Source organism: Microbispora sp. NPDC004025, assembly GCF_053604425.1.
In genome coordinates, this window is sequence record NZ_JBSGHN010000016.1 from 144,525 (window position 1) to 170,328 (window position 25,804).

At 73.7% G+C, this 25,804-nt stretch carries 23 protein-coding genes; 12 read left to right on the top strand and 11 right to left on the bottom strand.

The annotated features are described in order from the left end of the window. Positions 1 to 25: 25 nt before the first annotated feature. Positions 26 to 1,387, bottom strand: coding sequence for a S8 family peptidase (locus tag ACWEQG_RS32160; RefSeq protein ID WP_452290485.1), 1,362 nt, complete (start codon positions 1,385 to 1,387; stop codon positions 26 to 28). A gap of 50 nt (positions 1,388 to 1,437) precedes the next feature. On the opposite strand from ACWEQG_RS32160, the gene ACWEQG_RS32165 reads away from it, so the two are divergent. After that, positions 1,438 to 1,614, top strand: coding sequence for a hypothetical protein (locus ACWEQG_RS32165; RefSeq protein WP_452290487.1), 177 nt, complete (start codon positions 1,438 to 1,440; stop codon positions 1,612 to 1,614). Between the two features lie 44 nt (positions 1,615 to 1,658). Then, positions 1,659 to 2,189, top strand: coding sequence for a GNAT family N-acetyltransferase (locus ACWEQG_RS32170; RefSeq protein ID WP_452290489.1), 531 nt, complete (start codon positions 1,659 to 1,661; stop codon positions 2,187 to 2,189). Positions 2,190 to 2,320: 131 nt separating this feature from the next. Here the strand turns inward: ACWEQG_RS32170 and ACWEQG_RS32175 are convergent, their stop codons facing one another. After that, on the bottom strand, positions 2,321 to 4,009 hold the full coding sequence (locus tag ACWEQG_RS32175) for an LCP family protein (protein WP_452290491.1): 1,689 nt from the start codon (positions 4,007 to 4,009) through the stop codon (positions 2,321 to 2,323). Positions 4,010 to 4,311: 302 nt separating this feature from the next. After that, a complete protein-coding gene (locus ACWEQG_RS32180; RefSeq protein ID WP_452290493.1) occupies positions 4,312 to 5,232 on the bottom strand; it encodes a neutral zinc metallopeptidase in 921 nt (306 codons plus the stop codon). A gap of 573 nt (positions 5,233 to 5,805) precedes the next feature. Between ACWEQG_RS32180 and ACWEQG_RS32185 the strand changes: the two genes are divergently transcribed. The 6 genes from ACWEQG_RS32185 to ACWEQG_RS32210 all read left to right on the top strand — a co-directional run bounded on the left by ACWEQG_RS32185 (position 5,806) and on the right by ACWEQG_RS32210 (position 13,689). Continuing rightward, on the top strand, positions 5,806 to 6,051 hold the full coding sequence (locus tag ACWEQG_RS32185; RefSeq protein WP_452290495.1) for a hypothetical protein: 246 nt from the start codon (positions 5,806 to 5,808) through the stop codon (positions 6,049 to 6,051). Between the two features lie 577 nt (positions 6,052 to 6,628). After that, positions 6,629 to 7,498, top strand: coding sequence for a LysR family transcriptional regulator (locus ACWEQG_RS32190; protein WP_452290497.1), 870 nt, complete (start codon positions 6,629 to 6,631; stop codon positions 7,496 to 7,498). Between the two features lie 88 nt (positions 7,499 to 7,586). Continuing rightward, the gene (gene folP / locus ACWEQG_RS32195) at positions 7,587 to 8,459 is read left to right on the top strand and encodes a dihydropteroate synthase (RefSeq protein ID WP_452290499.1); all 873 of its coding nucleotides are present in this window, start codon (positions 7,587 to 7,589) and stop codon (positions 8,457 to 8,459) included. A gap of 236 nt (positions 8,460 to 8,695) precedes the next feature. Continuing rightward, positions 8,696 to 11,989: a BTAD domain-containing putative transcriptional regulator gene (locus ACWEQG_RS32200; RefSeq protein WP_452290500.1), complete on the top strand. Its 3,294-nt coding sequence runs from the start codon at positions 8,696 to 8,698 to the stop codon at positions 11,987 to 11,989. A 54-nt stretch (positions 11,990 to 12,043) separates the two neighbouring features. Continuing rightward, positions 12,044 to 12,688, top strand: coding sequence for a hemerythrin domain-containing protein (locus ACWEQG_RS32205; RefSeq protein ID WP_452290502.1), 645 nt, complete (start codon positions 12,044 to 12,046; stop codon positions 12,686 to 12,688). Beyond that, positions 12,688 to 13,689 carry a hypothetical protein gene (locus tag ACWEQG_RS32210; protein WP_452290504.1) on the top strand — a complete coding sequence of 334 codons (1,002 nt, stop codon included), beginning with the start codon at positions 12,688 to 12,690 and terminating at the stop codon, positions 13,687 to 13,689. Before ACWEQG_RS32205 ends, ACWEQG_RS32210 begins: the two co-directional genes overlap by 1 nt. A 64-nt stretch (positions 13,690 to 13,753) precedes the next feature. On the opposite strand, the gene ACWEQG_RS32215 is transcribed toward ACWEQG_RS32210, so the two are convergent. From ACWEQG_RS32215 to ACWEQG_RS32230, 4 genes are all read right to left on the bottom strand, one after another. Next, positions 13,754 to 15,475, bottom strand: a complete 1,722-nt coding sequence (locus ACWEQG_RS32215; protein ID WP_452290506.1) for a sensor histidine kinase — start codon at positions 15,473 to 15,475, stop codon at positions 13,754 to 13,756. Between the two features lie 95 nt (positions 15,476 to 15,570). After that, positions 15,571 to 16,989 carry a pyridoxal phosphate-dependent decarboxylase family protein gene (locus ACWEQG_RS32220; RefSeq protein WP_452290508.1) on the bottom strand — a complete coding sequence of 473 codons (1,419 nt, stop codon included), beginning with the start codon at positions 16,987 to 16,989 and terminating at the stop codon, positions 15,571 to 15,573. An 8-nt stretch (positions 16,990 to 16,997) separates the two neighbouring features. Next, the gene (locus ACWEQG_RS32225; RefSeq protein ID WP_452290510.1) at positions 16,998 to 18,371 is read right to left on the bottom strand and encodes a sensor histidine kinase; all 1,374 of its coding nucleotides are present in this window, start codon (positions 18,369 to 18,371) and stop codon (positions 16,998 to 17,000) included. Between the two features lie 3 nt (positions 18,372 to 18,374). Next, on the bottom strand, positions 18,375 to 19,049 hold the full coding sequence (locus ACWEQG_RS32230) for a response regulator transcription factor (RefSeq protein ID WP_363471612.1): 675 nt from the start codon (positions 19,047 to 19,049) through the stop codon (positions 18,375 to 18,377). Positions 19,050 to 19,184: 135 nt separating this feature from the next. Here ACWEQG_RS32230 and ACWEQG_RS32235 point away from each other — a divergent pair, with 135 nt between their 5' ends. The 4 genes from ACWEQG_RS32235 to ACWEQG_RS32250 all read left to right on the top strand — a co-directional run bounded on the left by ACWEQG_RS32235 (position 19,185) and on the right by ACWEQG_RS32250 (position 23,039). Then, complete coding sequence (locus ACWEQG_RS32235; protein ID WP_452290512.1) at positions 19,185 to 20,399, top strand: LolA family protein; 1,215 nt, start codon at positions 19,185 to 19,187, stop codon at positions 20,397 to 20,399. Further along, complete coding sequence (locus ACWEQG_RS32240; RefSeq protein ID WP_452290514.1) at positions 20,386 to 21,522, top strand: ABC transporter ATP-binding protein; 1,137 nt, start codon at positions 20,386 to 20,388, stop codon at positions 21,520 to 21,522. The genes ACWEQG_RS32235 and ACWEQG_RS32240 overlap by 14 nt, the downstream gene beginning before the upstream one ends. Next, positions 21,509 to 22,498 carry an ABC transporter permease subunit gene (locus ACWEQG_RS32245; RefSeq protein ID WP_452290516.1) on the top strand — a complete coding sequence of 330 codons (990 nt, stop codon included), beginning with the start codon at positions 21,509 to 21,511 and terminating at the stop codon, positions 22,496 to 22,498. Before ACWEQG_RS32240 ends, ACWEQG_RS32245 begins: the two co-directional genes overlap by 14 nt. 64 nt (positions 22,499 to 22,562) lie before the next feature. After that, positions 22,563 to 23,039, top strand: a complete 477-nt coding sequence (locus ACWEQG_RS32250; RefSeq protein WP_452290518.1) for a hypothetical protein — start codon at positions 22,563 to 22,565, stop codon at positions 23,037 to 23,039. On the opposite strand, the gene ACWEQG_RS32255 is transcribed toward ACWEQG_RS32250, so the two are convergent. Genes ACWEQG_RS32255 through ACWEQG_RS32270 form a run of 4 tightly spaced genes read right to left on the bottom strand, consistent with a single transcriptional unit; the run spans position 22,963 to position 25,658 of the window. Next, entirely contained in the window at positions 22,963 to 23,769 is an 807-nt protein-coding gene (locus tag ACWEQG_RS32255) for an ABC transporter ATP-binding protein (protein ID WP_452290520.1), read from the bottom strand. The two genes, ACWEQG_RS32250 and ACWEQG_RS32255, sit on opposite strands and share 77 nt — an antisense overlap. A gap of 3 nt (positions 23,770 to 23,772) precedes the next feature. Continuing rightward, complete coding sequence (locus tag ACWEQG_RS32260) at positions 23,773 to 24,561, bottom strand: ABC transporter permease (protein ID WP_363469155.1); 789 nt, start codon at positions 24,559 to 24,561, stop codon at positions 23,773 to 23,775. 6 nt (positions 24,562 to 24,567) lie between these two features. After that, positions 24,568 to 25,368 carry an ABC transporter permease gene (locus tag ACWEQG_RS32265; protein WP_452290522.1) on the bottom strand — a complete coding sequence of 267 codons (801 nt, stop codon included), beginning with the start codon at positions 25,366 to 25,368 and terminating at the stop codon, positions 24,568 to 24,570. After that, on the bottom strand, positions 25,365 to 25,658 hold the full coding sequence (locus tag ACWEQG_RS32270; protein ID WP_452290524.1) for a hypothetical protein: 294 nt from the start codon (positions 25,656 to 25,658) through the stop codon (positions 25,365 to 25,367). Before ACWEQG_RS32270 ends, ACWEQG_RS32265 begins: the two co-directional genes overlap by 4 nt. Positions 25,659 to 25,804: the final 146 nt, after the last annotated feature.

Here is a 25,804-nt window from a genome sequence, read left to right on the forward strand (position 1 = left end):
GGCCGCCTTCGCGGCGCTGTGGCTCTCAGGCCGCCTTCGCGGCGCGGCGGCGCAGCGCGGCGATGATGCCGGCGGCGTCCACCACGCCGTACCCGTAGTCGTGGTCATACCCTACGGCACTGCGATCATCGGCCGTCCGGCGCAGCAGGGTCCGGAGCTGGGCGGGCGGCAGCACGGTGGCGGGCCAGCGGGAGCGCACGGCGGCGACCAGCCCGGCCGCGACGGGGCAGGCCGCCGAGGTGCCGGAGTCGGGCTCGCCGTCGCCGAGCGCGCCGGAGCCGGCGAAGTGCGTGTAGGCGCAGACGTCCGGCTTGCGCGCGGCCAGCCGCCCGGGGCCCTGCGAGGAGTAGCCCACCCGCGCCCCGGCGGTGTCGATCCCGCCGATCGACAGCGCGCGGGGATGGGAGTTGGCCCCGACGATGGGCCGGTCGGGGAAGGCGCACCTGCTGTCGCGGCACTGCGTTCCGCAGTTGCCCGCGGCGAACAGGATGTCCGCCCCCGCCTCGGCCAGGCTGCCGACGATCAGGTTGAACGGATGGGCGGGATTGTCGGAGTAGTTGCCGGGGTGGCCGGGCGGGAAGTCCCAGCGCGGGGAGAACGACCCCCAGCTGTTGGTGACCACCAGCGCCCGCGACTCGGCGGGCTGGGCGTCGAGGACCTCGCGCAGGTGGGCGTACGCCGCGATCGCGTCGGACAGCAGGCCGTCGAGCGTCGAGCCGCCCTGCCGCCGCGACAGCAGCACCGGCACGTCCACGAGTGACGCCTTGGGCGCGGCGATGAGCGCGTCGAAGGCGCACATCGTGCCGTGGTCGACAGGGAAGTCCCCCGGGGTCCCGGAGACACTCGCGGGGTTCCAGCTCCGCTCGTGGTCGACCGTCACGTCGTGGCCGCGGGCGGCCTTGACGTACGCCGCGTTGATGCCCGTGTCGACGACGGCGAGGGGGACGCCGGAGCCGTCGAGCCCCTCGGACGTCAGGTCGGGCACGCGCAGCAGCCGTTCGACGTCGTGCCAGTCGCCGACGGCCGGGTCGCCCGCGCAGGTGAGCGTGGTCTCGATCGCCGGGTCGGCGTACACCGCGACCACGTCGCGGCGGGTCGCCGGCAGGAGGGCGATCCTGCTGGTCACCTCGTCGTCGGCGATCTCCCCGCGGACCACCACCGAGGCGTCCTGGGGCGCCATGGAGAAGATCAGCGGCTGGTTGAGCGACAGCGGGTCCCCGCCGGGAGAGGCGGGCATCGGGCGGGGCACGGCCACGGGTGCGTACGACTGGTCGAGGACGACCCCGGGCAGGCCGCCGGCCACGTCGGACGCCATCGACGGAACCGACGGGTCGGCGACCGCGGCGACCAGGTCGGGGGAGGGACGCAACTGGATGAGTACACGCACGACGAGCCCACTCCGTTACTCGGCGGATGGTGACTGGGTGGATACGTTACGTGACAACCTTGCTGCATGCGGCGGGCCGCGTCCACGCCTTCACGGAAAACCGTCCGGCGTCGCCCATGGCGTGGGACCTGGGGATCGGCGTGGAGGTCGTCGAGCGTGACCTCGCAGACAAGGCCGGGATCGTGCACCCGGCCGCGCGCACAGCTCGGCCGGTGAGCACGCGCTGATGCCCGAACTGGACGTCGTCCTACAGCGTTGTTACCTTGCGCGCATGTCAGATCCAGGACATGTGGCCTGGCCGCCCGAGCCGATCCGGACCGAGCGGCTCGTGCTCCGTGAGCCCGAGGCGCGGGACCGCGCGACGTTCATCGAACTGCTCGCCTCGGCAGAGGTGCACACCTACTTGGGCGGTCCCCGCTCGGGTGACGAGCTCGAGCGCGAGATGCCCGAGGTGCCCGAGCGGTGGCCCGGGAGTTTCGTCGTCGAGCTCGACGGCGCGATGATCGGCCAGATCCTGCTCAGGAGAGCGGCCGGGCACCGTCGCCCGGCTGCCGCGGGGAAGGCCGACCTCGGTTACCTGTTCCTGCCGAAGGCCTGGGGGCGAGGGTACGCCGCCGAGGCGTGCGCGGCGGCACTCGACTGGTTCGACGGCGCCTTCCCCGGCGAGCCGGTGGTGCTCACCACCCAGAGCGCCAACGTCGGCTCGATGCGCCTCGCGGCGAAGCTGGGGTTCACCGAGGTCGAGCGGTTCCAGGCCTGGGACGCCGAGCAGTGGCTCGGCCTGCGGCCCCCGGCCACGTGACTACGCGCGACGAGGACGCGCCGGCCGCGGCCTCCTTCGTCGAGAAGCCGCGGCCGGCAGTGTCCGCTCAGCCTCGACCGTCCCGTGGAGCCCTCGACCGGCACGTCATCCCGAGCGAAAGCAGGCCTGGCTCAGAAGCCGCACAGCTCCGACAGGCTCTTGGCCGGTTTGTCGTTGGGAGTGGGGGTGGCGCGAGGGTTCGCCCCGGCGACGACCGGCGTGCGCGAGGCCGACGGGCTCGGCGACACGGACGGCGACGAGGACGGCGACACGGACCCCGCGGTCGAACCGGAGGGCGACGCGGACGCCCCCGACCCCGTGGAGGTCATGGGAGACGCGGTGGCCGCGACGGCGCCCCGGTCGGTCATCGACTCGCGGATCGCCTCGAGCGTCAGCTTCCTGATCTTGGCCCAGTCCGGGTTGCCGGTGTAGATGAGCGGCGGCACGAACTGGAGGCTGGTGATCTTGGCGTTCCTGACCTTCATGCCGAGGGGGACGAGATGCTCGAGCAGGTCGCGGGGGATGTCGGTGCGGAACATGTGCCGGGCCGCGGTGGCGATCCTGTTGAAGTTCGCGAGCACCGTGGCCGGGGTCACCTGCTGGGCGAGCGCGCCGATGACGCAGCGCTGCCGGGACATGCGGGAGAAGTCGTCGCTGTCGACCCGGGAGCGGCCGTACCAGAGCACCTCCTCGCCGTTCAGCGTGCGGTAACCGGCCTTGATGGTGCCGGCGGTGCCGAACTTGCCGCCCCACTTGACGTCCTGCTCGACCCGGATCTTGAGCCCGCCGACCGCGTCGATCAGGGCCGCGAAGCCGTACATGTCGACCATCGCGTAGTAGTCGATGTGCAGGCCCAGGGTGTAGCCGATGGCGTCCTTCAGGGCCTGCGCGCCCCGGTTCTTGCCCCCCATGACCTGGGGGTTGTTGTCGGCGTAGTACCAGACGGAGTTGAGCAGGCCCTGGCCCTCGTCGTTGAAGCCGTTGGGGAACACCTTGCGCAGGGGGCTGCTCGGGGGGAAGCGGACGTACTGGAGGTTGCGCGGCAGGCTGAACAGGACCGTGTTGCCGGTGGCGACGTTCACGCTGGCCACGGTCATCGAGTCGGTCCGCACCCCGACCCGGTTGCCTGCGGCGTCGCCGCCGACGAGCAGGAAGTTCACCCGCTTGCGGCCGTTCCACGGGTCCTCGGCGCGTACGGGGGCGGGAGTCGAGCCGTCGTTCACCGGAGCCAGGACGTCGTCGAGTAACTGGTTGGCCGTCCTGATCGTGTTCGCGGTGAAGGCGAACGGCGCCATCACGGCCACGCACAGCACGCCCGCGACGATGCCGGACACCACCTGCCCGGTCTGGGGCAGGCGCTGCGGGCGCAGGGCGACGAAGGACAGCAGCACGAGCGTGAACCACGCGAGCGCGCACACGGCCGCGCCGACCATGACGGCGGTCAGCGTGCTGCCGCGCAGCGCGACTCCCGCGTTGTCCTTCAAGTTCAGGGCCAGGACCACCAGGGCGACCAGTACGACGCCGAACGTCGCCAGCAGAGCGATCCCGGTACGGCGGTTGCCCGCCCGAAGGTGGGCCGCCCCGGGGAGGACGGCCGACAGCGCCGTCCAGCCGATCAGGGAGGCGGTGGTCAGCGGGGGACTGAAACGCGGCGCCCCGCCGCGTGCGGCGGCCGCGCGCGCCGAGCCCGTGGGCTCCCCGTCGCTCCCGGTCCCGCCACGCTGATCCGTGCCGCCACCGGGCCGGCTCGCCTCCGCGCCGGGCTGACCCGCGTTCCCGCCGGGCCGACCCGCGGCTCCACTGGGCTGACCCGTGTTCAAGCCGCGCTGAGCCGCGTCTCCGCCGTGCTCGGCCGCGTCTCCACTGGGCTGACCTGTGTCTCCACTGGGCTGACCTGGGTTTCCACCCGGCTGGCTCGGATTCACGCGGGGTTGACCCGTGTCTCCGCCGGGCTTATCTGTGTCTCCGCCGGGCTGACCTGGGCGCCGACCTTTCCGGGGACCCCCGGTGTCGTCAGCGGGACCCCCGCCTCGCATGGTTCACCGCTCTCTCCTCCGAAGCCGTGGCAGGGATTCTAACCCCCATACCCGGACAAGGTAGACGTAGATCACCGCGCCGATGATCACGACACGGACGCGGACCCGACGACCCAGGTGTTGCACTGGTAGGTCATCGGGCGGGTGTACCCCTGCCGGAACCACGCGGCGTTGCTGCGCGTGTTCCCGTGGTCGCGCGGCCCTCCCGGCGGGTCGCCCAGGTGGCTGTACGCCCATAGAAGCGTGTTGCGCCGGGTGGTGTCGATCGGATACGACGCGGCGACCGATCGCATGAACATGCCGCCGAAACACGTCGCCTGCAGTTCGTGCCGTCGGCTCAGGGCCAGCCGGCCGCTGCGCGAGGTGGAGTCGAGCGTCTGCCGCCACCAGGAGTCGGAGATGCCCGAGATGCTCTGGATGTGGTGGCCGTACTCATGGGCCATCATGCTGATGATGATCCCGTTCCACGATCCGAGCGGGCCGTACTCCCTCGCCATCGCCGAGGTGGACGCGTAGATGGTGCTGTTGCTTGGGCAGTAGTACGGGACGTTGCTGCCGGGGGAGGGGTAGTCGCCGCAGGCGCCCCTGCCCTTGCGGGCCGCGATCATGTACTTCGGCGGGCTCCACGCGATCCCGGCCCGCTGCAGCGCCGGCGCCCACGCCTTGCCCATGCACGCGCCGGTTTTGAGGATCAGCGCCTTGAACTGGGCGTGGTTGTAGATGCTGGCGTTCCCGGCCCGGCAGTTGGTCTTCGCCGGCGACCCGGCCCGGTAGAGGCTGTTGTTCTTCGTCGTGCGGTTGAGCACGGGGGTCGGCCGCGCAGTCGGCTGCGTCGAGGGCCGCGTCGTGGGCTTGCGGGTCGGTTCCGTGTCCGCGGTGTCACGGTGCGACGGGAACGGCGAGAAGGTGAGGGTCGGAAGCGCGACGGGCGAGACCGTCTCCTCGCGGTCCGACAGGTTCGCCAGCGCGCCCACGACCACGACGAGCACGAAGACGACCGCGAGCACGCCTATCAGCGCACCGACGACCGCCCCCGCACCGGACCTGCGGCGGGGCGGGCGCCAGGCGGCGGGTGGCGGAAAGGGCGCGGCCGGCCCGCGTGGGGGAGGCGGAGGCTGTGGCGCCCATCCCGGGCCCTGCGGCGGACTCTGGGGCGGACTCTGTGCCGGACTCTGTGCCGGCCCCTGATGTGGCGCCCATCCGGGCCCCTGCGGCGGCGCCTGGATTCCCTGCGATGGAGCCTGGGGTCCCTGCGACGGCGCCGGCGGGAACGGCATGCCCTGTGGCGCGGGCGGTGTTCCCTGGGACGGTGTTCCCCAGGCCGGACTTCCCGCGGGCGGCGGGAACTGCGGTGGGGCGGGGGCCGCCGGGGCCGCCGGGTTCCCCGGCGCAGCCTGGACACCGCCGTTCGCCGGCCACGCGGGCCCGCCTGGCGCGTACGCCTGGCCGCCCGGATGACCCGCGACTCCGTGCGCGACTCCGTACGCAGGTCCGTTCGCCGGGCCGTAGGGGGAGCCGGTCGGCGCGGCGGGAGACGGCGGGGGCGCGTAGGCGGCGGGGGACTGTGCCTGTGCCTGTGCGTGCGGCCCCTCACCCGTCGCGCCCGGCCACGCCGGGGTCTGCGGGTACTGCTGCGCGCCGCCCTGATGCTGCGGTCCGCCCTGCTGCCGGGCTCCGGGCTGGTACGGCGTCGCGCCCGGCTGAGGGCCGTTCTGCGGATGGACGCCGCCCTGCGCCGGGGCCGCCGGGTGAGCGCCGTGACCGGGGGGCGGCACGGCCTGCGGGTAGGGCTGCTGCCCGCCGTAGACCTGCTGCCCGCCGTGTGACGGGGCGTTCGGGTACGCGGCCGGCCCCTGAGGATGCGTCCCGGGCACATAGGGACCGCTCTGCTGCTGCGGGGGCGGCGGATAGGGAGCCGCGCCATGATGGGGGCCGGGGCCACCCGGCTGCCCAGGCTGCTCTCCCGGGGAGGGAGGCCATCCGGACGGTCCGTTCCATACGCCGGGTCCGGGCTGGGGGCCGCCGCCCTCCTGGCCGCCCGCTCCGCCCGTGCCGCCCGCTCCGCCCGTGCCGCCCGCTCCGCTCGTGCCGCCCGCTCCCCCCCAGGCGGGCGGCCCGTACGGTCCCGGCGCCGCGCCGGGGGAGTGCGGTCCGTCCGCCGAGCCGGGCACAGCCTCGGGCGGCGGAAACGGCGGCCCTGAATAGGGAGAACTCCCCCCGGGTTGCTCCTGGGGAGGGTACTGCTGCGCCACTACATTGCCCCCTTTGTGGATTTGGGGCAAAAGAATACTGTTTTCTCATCCATCACGGATGTAGCAGATGTCGGGCACGATGGGTAATCGACCGGCGTGATCTCTGCGATGTTCCGGAATCGCCGGGCTCGTCTGCCCTAGCGTTTTTCGCATGAATCTGCAGCAGCTCCGTTACGTGGTCGCCACTGCGGAGCACCGCACCATGACCGATGCCGCCAGATCGCTCTATATCGCGCAGCCCGCGCTGTCCCGCGCGATACGCGACCTGGAACGCGAACTCGGAATGACGCTTTTCGCGCGCTCGGGCCGCGGGGTCGTCGTGACGGCCCAGGGACGCCGGGTCGTGAAGCTGGCCCGCGAGGCCCTCGACGCGGTGGCCGAGATCGAGGCCCTCGCGACGCAGGGCAACTCCTCCGGCGCCGAACTGCGGATCGCGTCCACTCCGAGCCTGGAGCCCGGCCTCGCCGGGCGCCTGCTGCCCGCCTACGCCGCCGAGCATCCCGGGATCCGGGTGCACATCGTGCGGTGCGAGGGCCGGGAGGGAGTGGTCAGCGCGGTCCGCGAGCAGCGCGCCGATCTCGGGCTGACCGATCTCCCGGTGCCCACGGACCTGGTGAGTCACCCGCTCGAACGCCAGGAGATCGTGCTGATCTCCCCGCCCGGCCTCGACCTGCCCGATCCCGTCCCCGTGGCCCGGCTGGACGGCATGCGGCTGGTGCTGCCCGCCCCCGGGAGCCCGCGCCGCAGGGAGTTCGACCAGATCTTCGCCTCGTACGGCGTCCGCCCGATCCCCGCCGTCGAGTCCGACGAGCGCCGGGGCTGGCTGCGGGCCGTACGGGAGGGGCGGGCCTCGCTGCTGTGGTACCGGAGCATGGCCGAGCAGGCGGCCAGGGCCGGGCTGGTGGTCCGATCGCTCGATCCCTCCCTCCGGAAGATCATCGCGGTCGTGCACGCCCGGCGGCGGCTGCCCGCGATGGCGCAGGACTTCGTGGCCCTGGCCGAGGGCGGCTCCGCGGCGTGAGCGTGTGCCCGCGATTTGGACCGTTCCATCACCCCAGTGTTCCGGCGGGCACGGATCGGACGACGCTCAGCTAGTACGCTGGCGAGCGATGTCCACTACGCCGATGCCCGCCGAGGCGCCCGGCCCTGCGTCCGTCCTGCGCCTGCGCGGCCGTGCCTTCGGTCCCGGCGACTTCGCGGTCATGGCCGTGGTCAACCGGACCCCCGACTCCTTCTACGACAGGGGATCGACCTACGCCTTCTCCGCCGCGGTGGACGCCGCCTCGCGCCTCGTCGAGGAAGGGGCGGACATCGTGGACATCGGTGGCGTCAAGGCCGGTCCCGGCACAGAGGTCGACCCGGCCGAGGAGATTCGCCGCGTGGCGGAGGTCGTCGCCGCGGTGCGCGAGCGGCACCCCGAGGTGATCATCAGTGTGGACACCTGGCGATCGGAGGTCGCCAAGGTCGTCGCGGAGGCCGGGGCCGACCTGCTCAACGACACCTGGGGCGGCGTGGACCCCGAGCTCGCCGAGGTCGCCGCGGCGTACGGCATCGGCATGGTGTGCGCGCACGCCGGGCGGGTGGAGCCGCGCACCCGGCCCCACCGCATCGCGTACGCCGACGTGGTGGCCGACGTGATCGCGTACACGACGGACCTCGCGGAGCGGGCGGTCGCGGCGGGCGTCCGCCGCGACGCGATCCTGGTCGACCCGGCGCACGACTTCGGCAAGAACACGTGGCACTCGCTGGAGGTCAGCAGGCGGCTCGACGAGCTGACCGCGACGGGGTGGCCGGTGCTGGTCGCCGTCTCCAACAAGGACTTCGTCGGGGAGACCCTGGGCGGCCTGCCCGTGGAGGACCGCCACGCAGGCACCCTGGCCACGCTCACCGTGTCGGCGCTGCAGGGCGCCCGGGTGTTCCGCGTGCACGACGCGGCGAGCGCCCGTACGGCTCTCGCGGTGGTCTCCCGCCTCGGCGGGTAGCAGCGGCGCCGAGGCGGAGGCCGGCTGACCTCGCGCTCCGGTCCCGGCCGGGTGTCACACACGGCGGGCCTGCCGCTGCGCCATCCCATCTCGAACCAGTGCCGCGGTGTGCTCGGGCGGCCGTGGTCACGCACCCCTGGGGCGGGGAGCCGGCCGGTGCGAAGGTCCTGGAACGCCGGACGGCTCCGGGGATGTGACAACTGGACCGGTTGTCAGGCGCCTCCTACCATTGGCCCGTGCGGCTGAACGTCCTCGGGCCCATGGAACTCGTCGTGGCCGGGCAGGCCGTACCGGCCGGACCGCCTAAGCAGCGAGCCCTCCTGGCTCTCCTCACGATGCACGCGGACCGCGTGCTCCCCGTTGATCTCCTGGCGGACCGGCTGTGGTCGGGCAACCCGCCGGCCAGCGCCCAGGGGAGCCTGCAGGTCTACGTCTCCAACCTGCGCCGCCGGCTGGAGCCCGACCGGCGGCCGGGCGCGACCCCGACCGTCCTGGTCAGCGCCGCCGACGGGTACGGCCTGATGACCGGAGGGCTCGGGCTCGACACGAGGGACTTCGAGACGCTCGCGTCGGCAGGGGCCGGTCATCTCGCCGGGGGACGGCACGAGGTGGCGGCGGCCGCCCTCGCCGAGGCGCTCGACCTGTGGCGAGGCGACCCGTACGCGGACGTGCGGTCCGAGGAGTGGGCGCAGCCGGAGATCGGCCGCCTGGAACAGGTGCGGCTGGACGCGGTGGAGGGGCTGGCCGCGGCCCTGCTGGAGCTCGGCCGCCATACGGACGTGGTCGCGCGGCTGGACTCGTTCGTCCGCGAGCACCCCCTTCGGGAGCGTGCCTGGGAGCTGCTGGTGCTGGCCCACTACCGGGCGGGCCGGCAGGGGGCGGCCCTCGAATGCCTGCGCCGGGTGCGCGAGGTGCTCGCCGGAGATCTGGGCATCGACCCCGGGCCGCGGCTGCGGGAGCTCGAAGGCGCGGTGCTGCGCCAGGACGCCGCGCTGCTTCCGCCGGAGCCCTCACCCCCGCAGCGGCCTTCGGCACGGCCGCCGAAAGAGACGACGGTACGCGGGGCTTCGGAGCCCGCGGCGGAACAGCAGGTCTTCGTCGGCAGGCAGAGCGCGCTGGAGTTCCTGTACGAGGCGGCCAAGGCGTCGTCCGCCGCCGGGCAGGTCGTGCTGGTGGACGGCGAGCCGGGCGTCGGCAAGACGAGCCTGCTGAAGCGGTTCCGCGCGACCGCCGACGTGCCGGTGGGCTGGGGGTCGAGTCCGGACCACGAGACCGCGCCCGCCCTGTGGCCCTGGGAACGGGTGCTGTGCGACCTCGCCGCCGCGGCCCCGGAGGCCGCCCTGCCCGACGAGGTGAGCACGTTCCTGTCGGGCGGTTCGGCGGCGATCCCGGCGTCCGACGCGCAAGGGGCGCGGCTGCGGTTCTTCGAGGCGGTCGGCGCGTTCCTGGCCGACGCCGGCCCGGTGATCGTCGTGCTGGAGGACATCCACGCGGCCGACGACGCCACGCTGCGGCTGCTGGTCCACGTGGCGTCCACCGCCCGGCCGGGCCTGCTGCTGGTGGCGACCTTCCGGCGGCACGAGGCGTCGGCGCTCACCGGCACGCTGTCGGCGCTGTCGCGGCTCGGCGCGCGCAGGCTCGGGCTCGACGGGCTCGCCGCAGAGGAGGTCCGCGCGCTCGTCCGGGAGTTGTCCGGCCGCGACCCGGGCAGCCGCAGGGCCGAGGAACTGCGCGGGCGCACCGCGGGGAACCCGTTCTTCCTCGCGGAGCTGGCGCGGGCGGGCGAGGAGCTGCCGCAGGGCGTGCTGGACGTCGTGCTGCACCGGGTGGCGGGCCTGGGGGAGGAGGCCGCCCGCGTGCTGGAGCTCGCCGCCGTGATGGGCGACGAGTTCGAGGCGGGCGTCCTGGCCCAGGTCGCCGGCGTCACGGTCGGCGACCTGCTGCCGCCGCTCGACGCGGCCCTCGGTGCGGGGCTGGTCCGGGAGTCGTCGTACCGGCTGGGCGGGTACGAGTTCGCGCACGCCCTGGTGACCGACGCGCTGCTGTCGCGCCGGTCCCGGCTGTGGCGGGCGCGCGTGCACGAGCAGGTCGCGGGCGTCCTCACCCGCGTCCACGGGGACCGGGACGACCGGGCGGCGGTGATCGCGCGGCACTGGCTCGCGGCGGCGGAGCTCGGCGAGGAGAACGCCCGCATGGCGATGGACTACTCCGCCCGCGCCGCGCGGGCGGCCCTGCGGCGGCACGCGCCCGATGACGCGGCCATCTCGTGGCAGGAGGCGCTGGCGGCGGCCGAGCCGGCGGGGGCCGGCGCGGCCGAGCGGTTCGAGCTCGCAGTCGGGCTGGCCGAGAGCCGCTACGCCGCCGGGCGGTTCGACGAGGGGTACGAGGCGGTCGAGCAGGCGCTGGCCCTGGCCGGCGCCGACCTGGAGAAGGCGGTCAGGGCCGCCGACATCGCGATGGGACACGGCGTCTGGGTGCCGTTCCGCTACGGCCTCGACGTGGCCGCCCTGCGGGAGGCGATGGACCGGGCCGTGCGCGAGCTGTCCCCGGACACGCCCGCGTGGGCGACGGCGCAGGCCGTCCGGGCCGTCGTGCACGCCCAGACCGGCCACGAGGACGAGGTCGACGCGGTCTCGTCGCGGGCCGTGGCGGCGGCCGAGCGCGTGGGCGACCCCGCCCTGCTGCGGCGCGTGCTGCACCTGCGGCTGCTCGCCATGCAGGGACAGGACTTCATCGAGCAGCTCGCCGCGACCGCGCGGCGCCTGCTGGCCGAGCCGGGCCTGTCGTCGCAGCTCAGGGTGATCGCACAGCTCCACCTCGTCACCCATCACGTCGAGCACGGCAGGGTGGCGCAGGCCCGCGCGCTGCTGGCGCGGACCGACGCGCTGCTGCGCGACCTGCACAACCCCACGCTGGCGCTGCAGGCGGCGATCGCACACGTGGGTCTCGACCTGTTCCAGGGTGTGCCGGACCCGACGCGTCACTTCGAGCCCGTCAGGGCGACGCTGTCCTTCTCCGACCTCGCGTACTTCGAGGTGGGCATGCTCGCCGTGCGGGCCGAGACGCTCATCCAGGAGGACCGCTTCGGCGAGGAGGCGGAGTGGGTCGAGGAGGTGTTCCGGCGGACGGGCATGGCCGGGCTCGCCTACGTCCTGGCGTACGCGCTGGCGGACCGGGGCGAGCACGAGCGCGCCCGGCGGCTCCTGCGTGAGACCCCGCTGCCGCCGCGCGACTACCACTGGGCGATGGCCGCGATGTGCCGGCTGCACGCGGCGATCCGGCTCGGCGAGACGGACATCGTGCGGGAGGTCTACGACGCGTTCCGTCCCTTCGCCGGGCTGCTGCACGTGAGCGGCACCTGCACCACGATCGACGGCGCCTACGACGGTCACATGGGCGAGGCGCTGCTGGCGCTCGGGGACCGCGAGGGGGCGCGGTCCCACCTGCGGGAGGCGGTGCGCCTGCTGGAGCAGGCGGGCGGGGGCTACTGGCTGGCAAGGGCCCGCCAAGCCCTCGACAAGTGCGTGTAGAGGCGGGTCGCGCAGTCTGTCTCCGACACGTTCGACACGTGAGGAAACAGACCGATGATCACAACGGAACACCTGACCGGCTTCCTGATGATGCACGCCGGTTTCCGCGCCGAGTTCGGCCGCCTGGCCGAGGCGTGCGCGAACCCGCGTGACGACGCGCACGAGGAGCTGCTGGAGGAGCAGCTCGCGCTCGTGCTGGACATGCTGCACGCCCACCACTCGCACGAGGACGCCCACCTGTGGCCCACGCTCACCGGCCGTGCCCCGGAGGCGGCGGACGCGCTGGCCGAGCTGGAGTCCGAGCACGCCGAGCTCGACCCGCTCGTCGCGGCCGCCTCCGATCGCGGGGTGCCCCTGGCCGGGCGCGCGCCTGCCCTGCGGCGGCTGCACGAGCTCGTCAACGAGCACCTCGACCACGAGGAGCGGACCGCCGTGCCGCTCATGCTCCGCCACCTCACCCTCGACGACGTCGAGGCCGACAAGCGCCGGGCGATGGACGACTTCGGCCGCCGCCGCGTCCCCCTTGTCTTCGGCTGGCTCGCCTCGAGCGCGGACGCCGGCCTGCTCGCGAGGTCGTACGCCGACCTGCCCGTCGTGGCCCGGCTCCTGTTCCGCCTGTTCTGGTGGCCGGCCTACCGGCGGCGCTTCTCCCGCCTGTACGGCGCCGCCGCCCCCGTGATCGCCGTCCTGGAGTCGTGATGACCGCATCCGCACCGACCACGTGGCCGCGTGAGGCGGCCGAGCTCTTCGACCGCGCCATGGTCTGCGAATACGCCTCGCTCACCAGCGACGGCAGGCCCGTCACCTGGCCCGTCACGCCGTACGCCGGCGCGGCCGGCACGCTCGACGTGAGCACCGGGCTCACCTACCCCGGCAAGGCCGAGCGCGCCCGGCGCGACCCGCGCGTCGCGCTGCTCTTCTCCAGCGCTGGCGCGGAGGGCGCGGGCAGCGGGCCAGACCGGCCGCCCGTCGTCCTGGTGCAGGGCCGGGCGACCGTACGCGACGCGGACCTGCAGGCCAACACCGACCGGTACGTCCGCTTGTCGCTCGCCAAGACCGGCGCCGGATTCGCCGGGATGCCGTGGTTCCTGGTGAAGCGGCTGGGGTGGTATTTCGCTCGCATCTGGGTGGAGGTCACCCCCGAGAGGATCGTCTGGTGGCCCGAGGGCGATCTGTCCAGGACGCCCGAGGTCTGGAGGGGCCCCGGAGGCGTCGCGGTCCCCGCCTCCGATCCCGCCCCCGCGGGCCCCCGGCTGCCGAGCCGATCGGCCCCGCCGCCGGACTGGCGGCTCTTCGCCGACCGCGCGGCCCGTCTGGGCGAGCCCGTCGTCACCATGGTGGCCGACGGCATGCCGCTGGCGGTGCGCGTCCGCTCGGCCGTACGCACCGATGCCGGCTTCGACCTGTGGCTTCCCGCGGGCGTCCAGGCGGCCGGAGGGCCGGTGTGCCTGACCTTTCACCGGCACGGCCCGGCCATGGAGTGGCAGGAGAACGTGGTGCTCGTCGGGAGCGCGACCGGAGAGGGCGACCGGCTGAGTGTGCGGGTCGAGCGGGCCCTGAACGACTGGAGCCTGTCCGGGAACCGCCGCGAGCGGATCCGCTCGTTCTACGGCGAGGGCAGAATGCTCAGGAAGCGCCTGGAGGCCGAGGCCGCCCGCCGCGGCCAAGCCGTTCCCCGCGTCCGCCGCCCCCGCCCGTGACCTCGTCCGCGGATCCGCCGCAGCGTGACGGCCCGCGGCGGGTCCGGCCGGCGTAGGGGTGGTCTCATCCGTGCAGTGGGACGCTCCAGTCGAGGCGGGCGCCGCCGGCCTCAGGGGAGGTGACGGTGAAGGTGCCGCCGAGTCGTTCGGCGCGGTCGGCGAGGTTGCGCAGGCCGCTGCGGCGGCCTTCGGGCGGGATGCCGACGCCGTCGTCCTGGACCAGGAGCGTCAGGCGCCCGTCGGCGGCCTGGACGGTGACGTCGGCGCGGCGGGCTTTGGCGTGGCGGACGAGGTTGGACAGGGCCTCGCGGAGCACGGCGAGCAGGTGCTCGGCGGTCTCGGGGGGCACGTCGTTGTCGAGGCGGCCCTCCAGGCTCAGGCCGGGCATGAAGCCCAGGTGGCCGCGGGCGCCTTCGACCAGGTCGACGATCTGGGCGCGGAGGCTGGGCGCGCTCTGCTCGCGGGGGGTCTGCAGGGCGAAGATGGTCGAGCGGATCTGGCGGATGGTGGTGTCGAGTTCGTCGATCGCGTTCTGGAGGCGGGAGGAGGCTTCGGGACGTTCGACCAGGCGTACCGTGCTCATCAGGGTCATGGCGACGGCGAACAGGCGCTGGATGACGACGTCGTGCAGGTCCTTGGCGATGCGGTCGCGGTCTTCCAGCAGGCCGAGGCGTTCGGCGTCGCGGCGGGTCTCGGCCAGTTCCAGGGCGACGGCGGCCTGTCCGGCAAAGGCGTGCAGCGTCCGTAGTTCGGATTGGCTGAACGGCATCCGTCCCGCGCGTTTGACCAGGGCCAGCACCCCGCGCACGGCTCCCGGCGCACCCAGCGGCACGGCGCCGGCCGGCCCCACCGGCGGGTCGTCGGCCCAGACCAGCCGCACCTGGTTGTGGTCGAGATCGTCCAGCGCCAGCGGCTCGCCGCTGAGGAACGCCCGGCCGGCCAGAGACCCCTCGACCGCGACCTCGTCGCCGACGAGACGGACGCCCGGCTGCCCGTCCTCGGCCGGCGCGCCGTCCTCCAGCGCCACGTGCAGGATGCCGCCGTCCTTGCCGGGGAGCAGGATCGCCGCGGCGTCGGCGTCGGCCATCTCACGGGCACGCCGCGCGATCAGCGTGAGGACCTCCTGCGGCTCGCCACCGGACAACAACCGCGTCGTGATGTCGGCCGAGGCCTGCAACCAGGTCTCCCGCCGCCGGCTGTCCTCGTACAACCGCGCGTTCTCGATCGCGACACCCGCGGCCGTGGCCAGCGCCACCACGATCGCCTCGTCGTCCTCGTCGAAGTCCCCGCCCCCGCGCTTCTCGGTCAGATACAGATTGCCGAACACCTCATCGCGCACCCGGATCGGCACGCCGAGGAAACTGCCCATCGGCGGATGCCCCGGCGGGAAACCATAGGACTCCGGGTGCTCGGAGATATGCGACAACCGCAGCGTCTGCGGCTCCTTGATGAGCAGACCGAGCAGGCCCAGCCCGTGCGGCCAGTGCTCGATCCGGGCGATCTCCTCCTCGCGGAGCCCCACCGGCACGAACTGGACGAGCGTGTTCTCCTCCCCGATCACGCCCATCGCCCCGTAGGTCGCGTCCACCAGCGTGGTGGCGGTCGCCACGATGCGCCGCAGCACGACCTCCAGGTCCAGATCGCTGCCGATCGACACGACCGCCTCCAGCAGCGCGTGCACCCGATCACGCGTGGCGAGCACCGCCTCCAGTCGCGTCTGCAACTCCGCCAGCAGATCGTCCAACCGCATGCTGGGAACCAGCGACCGCTGCTCGTTCTCCCTCATGACGCAGAGTTTGGCACCAGCGGCACACCCGTGCCCACCCCGGCGCAACCGGGGCGCTCACCGCGGGCGGAGGGCCTCCTCGGGAGACAGGCGGCTCAGGCGTACAGGACCGACAGGAACCGGACGAGGACCGCCTCGCGGGACGCGGCCGGCAGCGCGTCGAGCACGGCGTTCACGACCGCCATCCCGGGCTGTCCGGTCGCGGTGAGGTCGATCCCGACCGAGGCGGCGAGCTCGGCGAACGTGGCGTCGTCCAGCGCGTCGAGGTCGAGGGACGCGATCAGCTCGGGCAGGCCCTCGGGCACCTCGGCCGGCCCCCGCTTCCGGGCGGCCTCGGCCGCCTCCGCGATCACCTCCAGCATCGCGTCCACCCCGGCCAGCGTCACGCCGGTGACCGTCATGTGGATGTTGGCCGGGATCCCGGCGTACGACAGCTGCGGCTGGAGGAACCAGCCGAGCCGGCGCGCCTCGTCGGCGAGCACGAAGACGTCCACCTCGGCGGAGCCGGCGACGGCGACCAGCGCGGCCTCCGGCTCGCCGAGCACCCGCAGGCCGGGGATCTTCCCCACGCCGTCGGCCAGCCGCCGGGTCGCCTCGAGCGTCCTGCGGCCGAGCTCCAGGTAGCCCTCCCGGCCGAGGGCCTGCAGGGTCGCCCAGGCGCCGCCCAGCGGCCCGGCCGAGCGCGAGCTCTGCACGGTCGCGTTGATGATCGTGTAGCCGGGCCAGGCCGCCGAGGCGAAGTAGGCCCGGCGGCGCAGCTCCGCGTCGCGGAACAGCAGCACGGACGCCCCCTTCGGCGCGTACCCGAACTTGTGCAGGTCGCAGGAGATCGAGGTGACGCCGGGCACGCTCAGGTCGAAGGGCGGGATCGCGGCCCCGGCCTCGCGCAGCCACGGCAGCAGCCACCCGCCGACGCAGGCGTCCACGTGGCACGGCACGCCGCGCGAGGCGGCGAGCGCGGCGACCTCCTCGACCGGGTCGACGACGCCCTGCGGGTAGGACGGCGCCGAGACCACGGCCAGCGCGGTCCGTTCGTCCAGCGCGTCCTCGAACGCCGGGACCGAGGCACGGTAGCCGGCGGGGTCCACCGGGACCGGCACGATCTCCATGCCGAGGTAGTGCGCGGCCTTGTGGAACGCCGGGTGCGCGGTGACCGGCAGCACGACCCGGGTGGCGCCGGGACGGGCGTCGCGGGCCGCCTTCACCGCCAGCATGATCGACTCGGTGCCGCCGCTGGTGAAGATCCCCGGCGCGCCGGGACGTCCGAGCAGCTCGGCGACCGCCCCGACGACCTGACGCTCCAGCGCGACCATGCTGGGGAAGGCCGTCGGGTCCAGCATGTTGACCTCGAGCATCTCCGCGTACGCCCGCTGCGCGGCCTCGTGCACCTCCGGCAGGCCGGTGTCGTAGACGTAGGCCGTCACCTTGCCGCCGCGGACCGGCAGGTCGGCCGCCTTCAGGGCGGTGAGCTCGGCGAGCAGTTCGGCGACGGGCCTGCCGTGGTCGGGAAGCATGGAACTCCTCAACGTGCCAGGGGGATCCGGACCACGGCGCGCAGCCCGGGGGAGGCGTCCTCCAGATGGACCGTACCGCCGTGGGCCTCCACCGTGGTGCGCACGATGGCGAGACCGAGCCCGGCGCCGCCGTCGTCGCGGCTGCGCGCGTCGTCGAGCCGGGTGAACCGGTCGAAGACCCGCTCGCGGTCCTCCGGCGGGATGCCCGGCCCGTCGTCGGTTACGGTCAGCTCCGCGACCGTCCCGTCGGCGCGCACGCCGATCCGGACCGCGGACGCCGCGTGCCGCAGGGCGTTGCCGACCAGGTTGGCGAGCACCCGCCGCAGGTCCAGGGCGTCGCCCACCACGACGGGAGACGGGCCGGACGCGAGGTCGAGGGCGAGGCCGTGCCGCTCGGCCGTACGGCGGGCGAGCTCGGCCAGGTCGACCGGCTCCCGCCGGCCCAGGCGGCCCTCGTCGAGCCGGGCGAGCGCGAGCAGGTCCTCGGCGAGCCGGGACAGCCGGAGGGTGTCCTCCAGCACCCCCTCGGCCGTCTCCTTCCAGTCCTGCCCCTCCGGGTGGCTGAGCGCGACCTCCAGCTGGAGCCGGATGCTCGCGAGCGGGCTGCGCAACTCGTGCGCGGCGTCGGAGACCAGCGCCCGCTGGCGCGCGTCGGCCTCCTCCAGCCGCCCGAGCATGTCGTTGAGGGTGGTCGCGAGCGCGTGCACCTCGTCGCGGGCCTCGGGCACCGGCAGCCGCCGCGACCGCGCCGTCGCGCCCACCTCGGCCGCGCCCCGCCGCAGCAGCGCGATCGGCCGCAGCGTGCGCCCGACGACCAGCCACGAGACCGCCGCCAGCAGCGCGAGCAGGAGCGGCATGCCGGCGATCAGCACGTGCCCGGTGGTCACCAGGCTGCTCTCCACCTCGGCGAACGACCGCGCCACGATCACCGTCACGCCGCGGTCCGCGCTGAGCACCCGCACCCGCAGCGTCCCCGGCAGCGCGTACGGCCGGCCGTCCAGGAAGAGGGGCTCGCCGGCGCCTACGGCGGCCTCCCGTGCCTCCGCCGGCAGCAGGGGGACCAGCCGGTCGGTGTTGGGGGTGGCGTCGACGATGCGGCCGTCCCGGTCGAGCACCTGCACGATCGTGTTGTCCGCCGAGACGACGGGATCGGACAGCCGGTCCGCGTCCGACAGCGCGACGATCTCACGCCCCCGCTGGTAGACCTGGTCGTCGATGCGGCGCACGAGCGCCTCGCCGAGCACCGCGACGAACACGTACGCCGACACGGCGAGGGCGAGCGCCAGCACGGCGGTCGCGGCGGCGGTCACCCGGAACCGCAGGCTCTGCCGCCGCCACCACGTCACGGGGCGCGCGAGGACGGCGGGATCGGGCAGGCGCACGGCTCAGCCGCCGTCGCTCGCGAGCCGGTATCCGGCTCCGCGCACGGTCTGCAGGGCGGCCCGCCCGAACGGCGTGTCGATCTTCCTGCGGAGATATCCGACGTACACCTCGACCACGTTCGGATCGGTGTCGTAGGTGTCCCACACGTGTTCCAGGATCTCCGGCTTCGACACCACCTCGCCCGGCCGGCGCATCAGATACTCCAGCAGCGCGAACTCCCTGGGCGTCAGCTCGACCGGCTCCTCGCCCCGCGCGACGTGCCGGGCCGCGGGATCGAGCGACAGATCGCCCGCGCGCAGCACGGCGGGCCTGCGGCCGCCGCCCCGGCGCAGCAGCGCCCGGAGCCGGGCCACCAGCACGACGTACGAGAACGGTTTGGTGAGGTAGTCGTCGGCGCCGAGGTCGAGCCCGTCGGCCATGTCGTACTCGCCGTCCTTGGCCGACAGCATGAGGATCGGCACCCAGTTCTCCTCCGCGCGCAACTGCTTGCACACGTTGTAGCCCGACAGACCGGGCAGCATGATGTCGAGCACGACCACGTCGTAGTCGCCGACGCGGGCCAGGTGCAGGCCCTCGTTGCCGTCGTGCGCCAGGTCGACGGCGAAGCCCTCCGCCTGCAGCCCGCGGCGCAGCGCCGCCGCCATCCGCCGCTCGTCCTCCACCACCAGAACCCGCATTGCCCCAGTGTGGCCCCTATCGCCCGTGAGGGTGCGGCGTGCCTGAGAGGCCTCTCAGCCCGTCTCAGCGTCGGCACAGGAACATCCCGGCAGTCTTCGAGTCATCAGGTTTCCGCCCATAGTGGGAGATGTGAGATGTCGACGAGAGCTCGAGCAGTGAAGTGGGGAGTGCCGGTGGCGGCCGTGGCCGTGGTGGCGGCGGCCGTGGGAGCCGGCCCGGTGATCGCGGCGGTGGGCAGCGACCCGTCGCTGCCGGACCGCACGGCGGAGCAGTTGCTGACCGAGGTCGCGCGCACCTGGCAGCACGGCCGGATGCCGCAGATGTCCGGCACGATCGTCGAGACGGCGTCGCTCGGCCTGCCCGCGCTGCCCGGCCTGTCGGGCCAGTCCGGGCCGCCCGGGTCGGCCGGGGCCTCGCCCCTGTCGCTGCTGTCGGGGTCGCACCAGCTCAAGATCTGGTACGCGGGGGAGAACCGGTTCCGCCTCATGCTGCCGGGGGAGATGAGCGAGACCGACCTCATCGCCGACGGTGACGAGGTGTGGCTGTGGGACAGCGCCGCGAACAAGGCGACCCGCATGACCGCCCCGGCGGCCACCGGCGGCAGGCCGGACGGCGCGTTCCCGGCGCGGCCCGCGACGCCGTTCAAGACGCCGTTCGAGACGCCGTTCGAGACGCGGTTCGCGACGCCCGAGCAGGCCGCGCGGCAGGCGCTGGAGGCGGCCGGCACCGACACCGCGATCAGCGTCGGCGAGAACGTCACGGTCGCGGGCCGCGCGGCCTACCAGCTCGTGCTGACGCCCAAGGCGGCCGACTCGCTGATCAAGGACGTCCGGGTGGCGCTCGACGGTGAGAAGCTGATGCCGCTGCGCGTGCAGGTCTACGCGAAGGGCGCGGCCGAGCCGGTCTTCGAGGTCGGCTTCGAGTCGCTGTCGTTCACCCCTCCCGCCGCGGAGAACTTCTCCTTCACGCCGCCGCCCGGGGCGAAGGTCGAGGAGGGGACCGCCACGCCTCCCGCCGGGCACCGGCCGGAGACGGCCGCCGAGGCCCGTGACCGGGGCCGCGTCGCCGGCTCGGGCTGGGACAGCGTGCTCGTCACGTCCCTGCCCGACGTCTCGGCCGAGCGGTCCGCCGAGCGATCAGGGGAGGGGGACGGCGAGCGGGACGGCGTGGATCTCGCCGCGCTGCTCGACGGCGTGCGCTCGTCGGCCACCCCGGTCAGCGGGGCGTGGGGGAGCGGCAGGCTGCTGCGCACGAAGGTGGTGTCGATCCTGATCACCGACGACGGCCGCCTGCTCGCCGGCGCCGTCACCCCGGAGGCCCTCTACCGGGCGGCGGGTGAGAAGAGATGACCGGGCCCACGCACCGCGGACGGACGGGATCCCCCTGGACGACACCGTGGACGACAACGTGGACGTCACCGCGGACATCGCGGTGGACGGCCGGGTGGACACTCCGGTGGACGCGGTGACGGTGGGCACGCGCGCGGGGGCGCTCCGGGACGACGCCGGGGCACCCTCGCCCTCCTCCGAGGGCGCGGGCGCGCACGCCATCGTCACGTCCGGTCTCACCAAGCGCTTCCGGGGCGGGCAGGTGGCGGTCGACGGCGTCGACCTGGCGGTGCCGCGCGGCGCCGTCTTCGGCTTCCTCGGTCCCAACGGCTCGGGCAAGACCACCACGATCCGCATGCTGCTCGGCCTGGTCGCCCCGACCGCCGGCACGTGGTCGTTGCTCGGCACGCCCATGCCCGCCGGGCTGGCGCGGGCGCTGCCGCGCGTCGGCGCGGTGGTCGAGGGGCCGGCCTTCTATCCGTACCTGTCGGGCGAGGCGAACCTGCGCCGCCTCGACGCGGCCGGCCCCGGGGCCGACCCGCGTACGGCGCGGGCCAGGATCGGCGCGGCACTGGAGCGGGTCGGGCTGACAGCGGCGGCCGGCAAGCGCTACCGGAACTACTCGCTCGGCATGCGCCAGCGCCTGGCCATCGCCGCCGCGCTGCTGGTCCCGAGGGAGCTGCTCGTGCTGGACGAGCCGACCAACGGCCTCGACCCGCAGGGCACCAGGGAGGTGCGCACGCTGATCAGGAGGATCGCCGAGGACGGCACGACCGTCTTCGTCTCCTCCCACCTGCTGAGCGAGGTCGAGCAGATGTGCACCCACGTGGGCGTCATGCGCACCGGCGGGCTCGTCGCCCAGGGGCCGATCGCCGCCCTGCGCGCGTCGGGCGAACGGCCGCGCCTGCGCGTGGAGACGCCGGACGTCGGCGCGGCGGCGGCCGTGCTGTCCCGGGCCGGGCTGCGCGAGGTGCGCGCGGGGGACGGCGAGGTGACGGCGGTCGCCGGCGAGGAGGCGCCGGAACGGCTCTGCGCGCTGCTCGTCGGCGAGGGCGTGGCCGTACGCGGGTTCGGCGTGGTCAGGCCCACGCTCGAGGAGATCTTCGTCGGGCTGACGGGGGAGGGGTTCGATGTCGGTGCGTGAGAACGCGACAGCGGTGTCCGAGGCAGTGGCCGAACCGGTGTCCGAGGCGGTGGCCGAACCGGTGTCCGAGGCCGTGTCCGCGGCCCGGCCGGGGGAGGAGGCCCGGCCGGGCCTCGGACACGCCACCGGGCCCGCGCCGGGCGGGCCGTCGGCGGGGCGGGCGGCGCGGCATCTGACGAGGCTGCTGGCCTCCGAAATCGGCTTGACGTTCCGCCGCCCGCGCAACCTCGCGATGCTCGGGGTGCTGGCCGTGGTGCCGGTGCTGATCGGCGTCGCGGTGCGGGTCGCGTCGGGTGAGGACGTGGGCGGCTCGATCGTCGGGCAGATCGCGGGCAACGGCCTGATGCTGACGTTCGCCGCGTTCGTCGCGATGATGCCGATCGTGCTGCCGCTGACCGTGGCGGTCGTGGCGGGCGACGCGGTCGCCGGCGAGGCCGCCCAGGGCACGCTGCGCTACCTGCTCGTCGCCCCCGCGGGCCGCACCAGGCTGCTCGCGGTCAAGTACGCCAACATCGTGGTGTTCTGCCTCGCGGCGTGCGCGGTGGTGGCGCTGTCGGCGCTGGCGGCGGGGCTGGTGCTGTTCCCGGCCGGGCCGGTGACGCTGCTGTCCGGCACGACGATCCCGGCGTCCGGAGCCCTGCTGCGCGTGGGGGTGGTCGTCCTGTACGCCGCCGCCGGGATGGCCGCGCTCGGCGCGGTCGCGCTCGCGGTCTCCACGCTGACCGAGGCGCCGATCGGGGCGGTGGCCGCGAGCGTCGTGCTGGTGGTGGTCAGCCAGGTCCTGTCCGCGATCCCGCAGGTCGCGGCCGTGCGGCCGTTCCTGCTGACCTCCTGGTGGAGCGCGTTCGACGGGGCGTTGCGGGCGCCCGTGGCGTTCGACCAGATGGGGCAGGGGCTGTTCGCCTTCGCCGCCTACGCCCTCGTCGCCGGCTCCGTCGCCTGGGCGCGCTTCACGAGCAAGGACATCACGGCGTAAGTGCTGCCCTTTACCGTTCTTTGTCGCTAGTGTTGCCGCGGACCTCTCACCCAAGGCGGTGTTCATGCGGCACTTCTTCGGGCTGCTCCTGGGCGTTGTCGTCGCGGCGGCTCTTCTCCTCGGTGGTGGATGGGCCTCCCAGGAGGCGGTCCGGGGAGCGGCCCAGAGCATCGACCCGGCCAAGGACACCCGCATGCTGATCGCCCTGGGCGTGATGGCCGTCGTGGGTCTGCTGCTCGGGCTGGTGCTGGTCGGCCGGGTCTCCCCGCTGGCGGCGTTCGTCCCGTCGATGGCGCTGCTGGCCTGGACCGTGGTCTACGTCCTCGACGTGTCCCGCGCCGCGAGCCTCGTGCCCACCGGGCCGTCGGTGCAGGCCGAGCTGCTGCAGGCCGGCCGGGGCATGCTCACGCTGCTGTCCACCGGCGTGTACGGCCTGCTCGGTGTCGCGTTGTTCCTCCCGGTGCTCATGCCGTCCCGCTGGGCCGGTCGGGAGCGGGAAGAGGAGCAGGAGGAGGAGTACGAGGAGTCGTACGGCTTCTGAGATAGAGGTCGGCCACCACGTCCTCGATCGACGCGCGTCCCGGCACCGTCGCGCGCAGGTCGTCCACCGTGCCGTCGAAGGCCAGCCGGCCGTGGTCGATCAGCAGCACCCGGCGGCACAGCCGCTCCACGTCGCCCAGGTCGTGGGTGGTCAGCAGCACGGTCGTCCCGCGCTCGGCGTTCAGCCGCCGCAGGAAGTCGCGCACCTCCGCCTTGCTGACCACGTCGAGCCCGATCGTCGGCTCGTCGAGCACCAGCACGGCGGGATCGTGCAGCAGGGCGGCGGTGATGTCGCCGCGCATCCGCTGGCCCAGGCTGAGCTGGCGCACCGGTGTCCGCAGGAAGGCGCCCAGGTCGAGCAGGTCGCACATCTCGTCCAGCCGCTCCCGGAACACTTTGCGATCTACTTTGTACAGGAGCCGTACCAGTTCCAGGCTGTCCCGCAGCGGCAGGTCCCACCACAGCGTCGTCCGCTGGCCGAAGACGACGCCGATCCTGCGGGCGAGAGCCGTACGCCGCCGGGAGGGGTCGAGACCGGCCACGGTGACCCGGCCCGACGTCGGCGTGAGGATCCCGGTCAGCATCTTGATCGTGGTGGACTTGCCCGCGCCGTTCGGTCCGAGGAAGGCGGCGAACTCCCCGGCCGCGATGCGGAAGGACAGATCCTGTACGGCGTGCACGACCCGGCGGCGGACCGTGAAGGTCCTGCCGACCCCGTCTGCCTCGATCACTGTTCAGCTCCCCGTCGATCGGTAGCGGCGGATCCCCGCACGCCAGGCGAGCGCGGCGACGGCGGCCAGCGCGAGCGCGGCTGCGGGGGACAGCAGGCCCGTCCAGGACGGCAGCCCGAGCGGGTCGGGCCTGCCGAGCACGTACAGGCCCGGCTGCCAGTTGATGAACGCCAGGGGCAGCACGAAGGTCAGCCCCCGGACGATGCGGGCGTCGTAGACGCTCAGCGGATACTGGTTGAGCATCGCCCCGCCGTAGGTGAACGCGTTGGCCACCTCGGGGGCGTCGGTGAGCAGGAACTGCAGCGCGCCGCCCAGCGTGAACAACGCCGTGAAGATCACGGCCCCCGACACCACCATGACGGGCACCATCCAGACGCGGCCGAGGGGGATCTCCAGTCGCGCCAGGGCCACGCCCAGCACCACGGCGGCCTGCAGGGCCCGGCCGATCCGGTGCGGCGTGAAGCGGTCGGCCGCCACCTGCACGAAGGGCGACGCGGGCCGGATCAGCATGACGTCGAGGGTCCCTGCCCTGATGTGCTGGCTGATCCGGTCGACGTTGCTGAACAGCATGTCGGCGAGCGCGAAGGCCAGTTGTGACGCGCCGTACAGGAGCATGACCTCGGCCAGGCCGAAGCCGGCCAGCGTGTCGGTGTTGGCGAAGATCACCCAGATCACCGCGATGTCGAGGCCGCCGACGACGAAGGCGCCCGTCGTCGTGAGCGCGAACGAGAGCCGGTACTGCGCCGCGGCCCGCGTCCACGTCCAGGCCAGCAGTGCGTACGTCCTGATCACGGCCGCTCACCCACCTTGGATCACGACCTTCCTGCGGGCGGCGCCGGTCATGAGCGCGCCGAGCGCCAGGAGGACTGCGGCCCACAGCGCCTGGAAGGCGAGGGCACGGGCGGGCTCGGCCGTGCCGAGGTAGACGTCGGCGGGCACCTGGGCCATCGCCGACCACGGCAGTGCGCGGGCGAGTTCGCCGAACCACCCGGGGAAGATCGTCAGGGGCAGCATGAGCCCGCTGAAGAACGTGGTGAGCACCATCGACACCGTCGCGAGGCCCCGGTCGTCCATGACCCAGCACGTCGCCAGCGCCACGATGTACCTCCACCCGAAGCTCACGACCACGCCCAGCACGACGCTCACGAGGAACGCGACCGGCGCGCGCGGGGCGACGATGCCGAACAGCAACGCCCCGATGAGGGCCGGCGGCGCGCCGCGGACGGCGAACAGGTACGCGGCGCGGCCCAGGTCCTCCGACAGGCACCAGGCCTGCAGGGACGCCGGGCGGACCAGGTCGAGCGCGACGTCGCCGTTGCGGATGCGCTGCGGCAGGTCCAGGCCGCCGCCGAACAGCTGCATGGGCCCGATGAACGCCTGCGTGAGGAAGGTGAAGGTCACCGCCGCCGCGACGTCGTACCCGCCGAGCCCCGGCCGGGCCTGCCACAGCGCGATCAGCACGTACGCGCGGAGTACCCCGAAGACGCTGTTGGTGAAGGCCCCGGCCAGCGCGGCGGCCCAGTAGGTCGCGTGCCTGCGGAAGCCGTACCAGGCGAGTCGCGGGTAGAGGGAGGCGGCGGCGCCGTGGCCGGGGATCACCGGTCGGCGAGGCGGCGGACGAAGCGCAGCCCCGACCACACCTCGTCCACGGCGCACACCTTGTTGTCCACCAGGCCCTCGCCGAGCCCGAAGGCGCGGACGACGTCGCCGGACAGATCGGTGGCGACGCCGCTCGCCTTCTTGGGCCAGCTCACCCAGAGCCCGCCGTCCCGGGCCAGGCGCTCGCGCGCCCGGGGGAACGCGGCCGCCAGAGCGGCGCTGTCGGGGCAGAAAATCACGATCACGTCGTACGGCGCGGGATTTCCGTCGTCCTCCTCATCGCCGTCCACGCGGATATTTTGCGGAGCGTTTACCAGCAACACCCGGTGGCCGGGCTTGACACCGAGCTTCCGGGGCAGCGGAGCCGCCGAATATCCATGCATGGATGCCTCATGACCTCCGGTCGTTACCTGCTCGTAACACCCCTGTAAGGGGA

Excerpts from the sequence above, each read along its gene's own strand:
- ACWEQG_RS32205 (WP_452290502.1), top strand. The coding sequence starts at position 12,044 with ATGATCACAACGGAACACCTGACCGGCTTCCTGATGATGCACGCCGGT.
- ACWEQG_RS32220 (WP_452290508.1), bottom strand. The coding sequence starts at position 16,989 with ATGCTTCCCGACCACGGCAGGCCCGTCGCCGAACTGCTCGCCGAGCTC.
- ACWEQG_RS32250 (WP_452290518.1), top strand. The coding sequence starts at position 22,563 with ATGCGGCACTTCTTCGGGCTGCTCCTGGGCGTTGTCGTCGCGGCGGCT.
- ACWEQG_RS32215 (WP_452290506.1), bottom strand. The coding sequence starts at position 15,475 with ATGAGGGAGAACGAGCAGCGGTCGCTGGTTCCCAGCATGCGGTTGGAC.
- ACWEQG_RS32190 (WP_452290497.1), top strand. The coding sequence starts at position 6,629 with ATGAATCTGCAGCAGCTCCGTTACGTGGTCGCCACTGCGGAGCACCGC.
- ACWEQG_RS32170 (WP_452290489.1), top strand. The coding sequence starts at position 1,659 with ATGTCAGATCCAGGACATGTGGCCTGGCCGCCCGAGCCGATCCGGACC.
- ACWEQG_RS32235 (WP_452290512.1), top strand. The coding sequence starts at position 19,185 with ATGTCGACGAGAGCTCGAGCAGTGAAGTGGGGAGTGCCGGTGGCGGCC.
- ACWEQG_RS32230 (WP_363471612.1), bottom strand. The coding sequence starts at position 19,049 with ATGCGGGTTCTGGTGGTGGAGGACGAGCGGCGGATGGCGGCGGCGCTG.
- ACWEQG_RS32245 (WP_452290516.1), top strand. The coding sequence starts at position 21,509 with ATGTCGGTGCGTGAGAACGCGACAGCGGTGTCCGAGGCAGTGGCCGAA.
- folP (WP_452290499.1), top strand. The coding sequence starts at position 7,587 with ATGTCCACTACGCCGATGCCCGCCGAGGCGCCCGGCCCTGCGTCCGTC.
- ACWEQG_RS32210 (WP_452290504.1), top strand. The coding sequence starts at position 12,688 with ATGACCGCATCCGCACCGACCACGTGGCCGCGTGAGGCGGCCGAGCTC.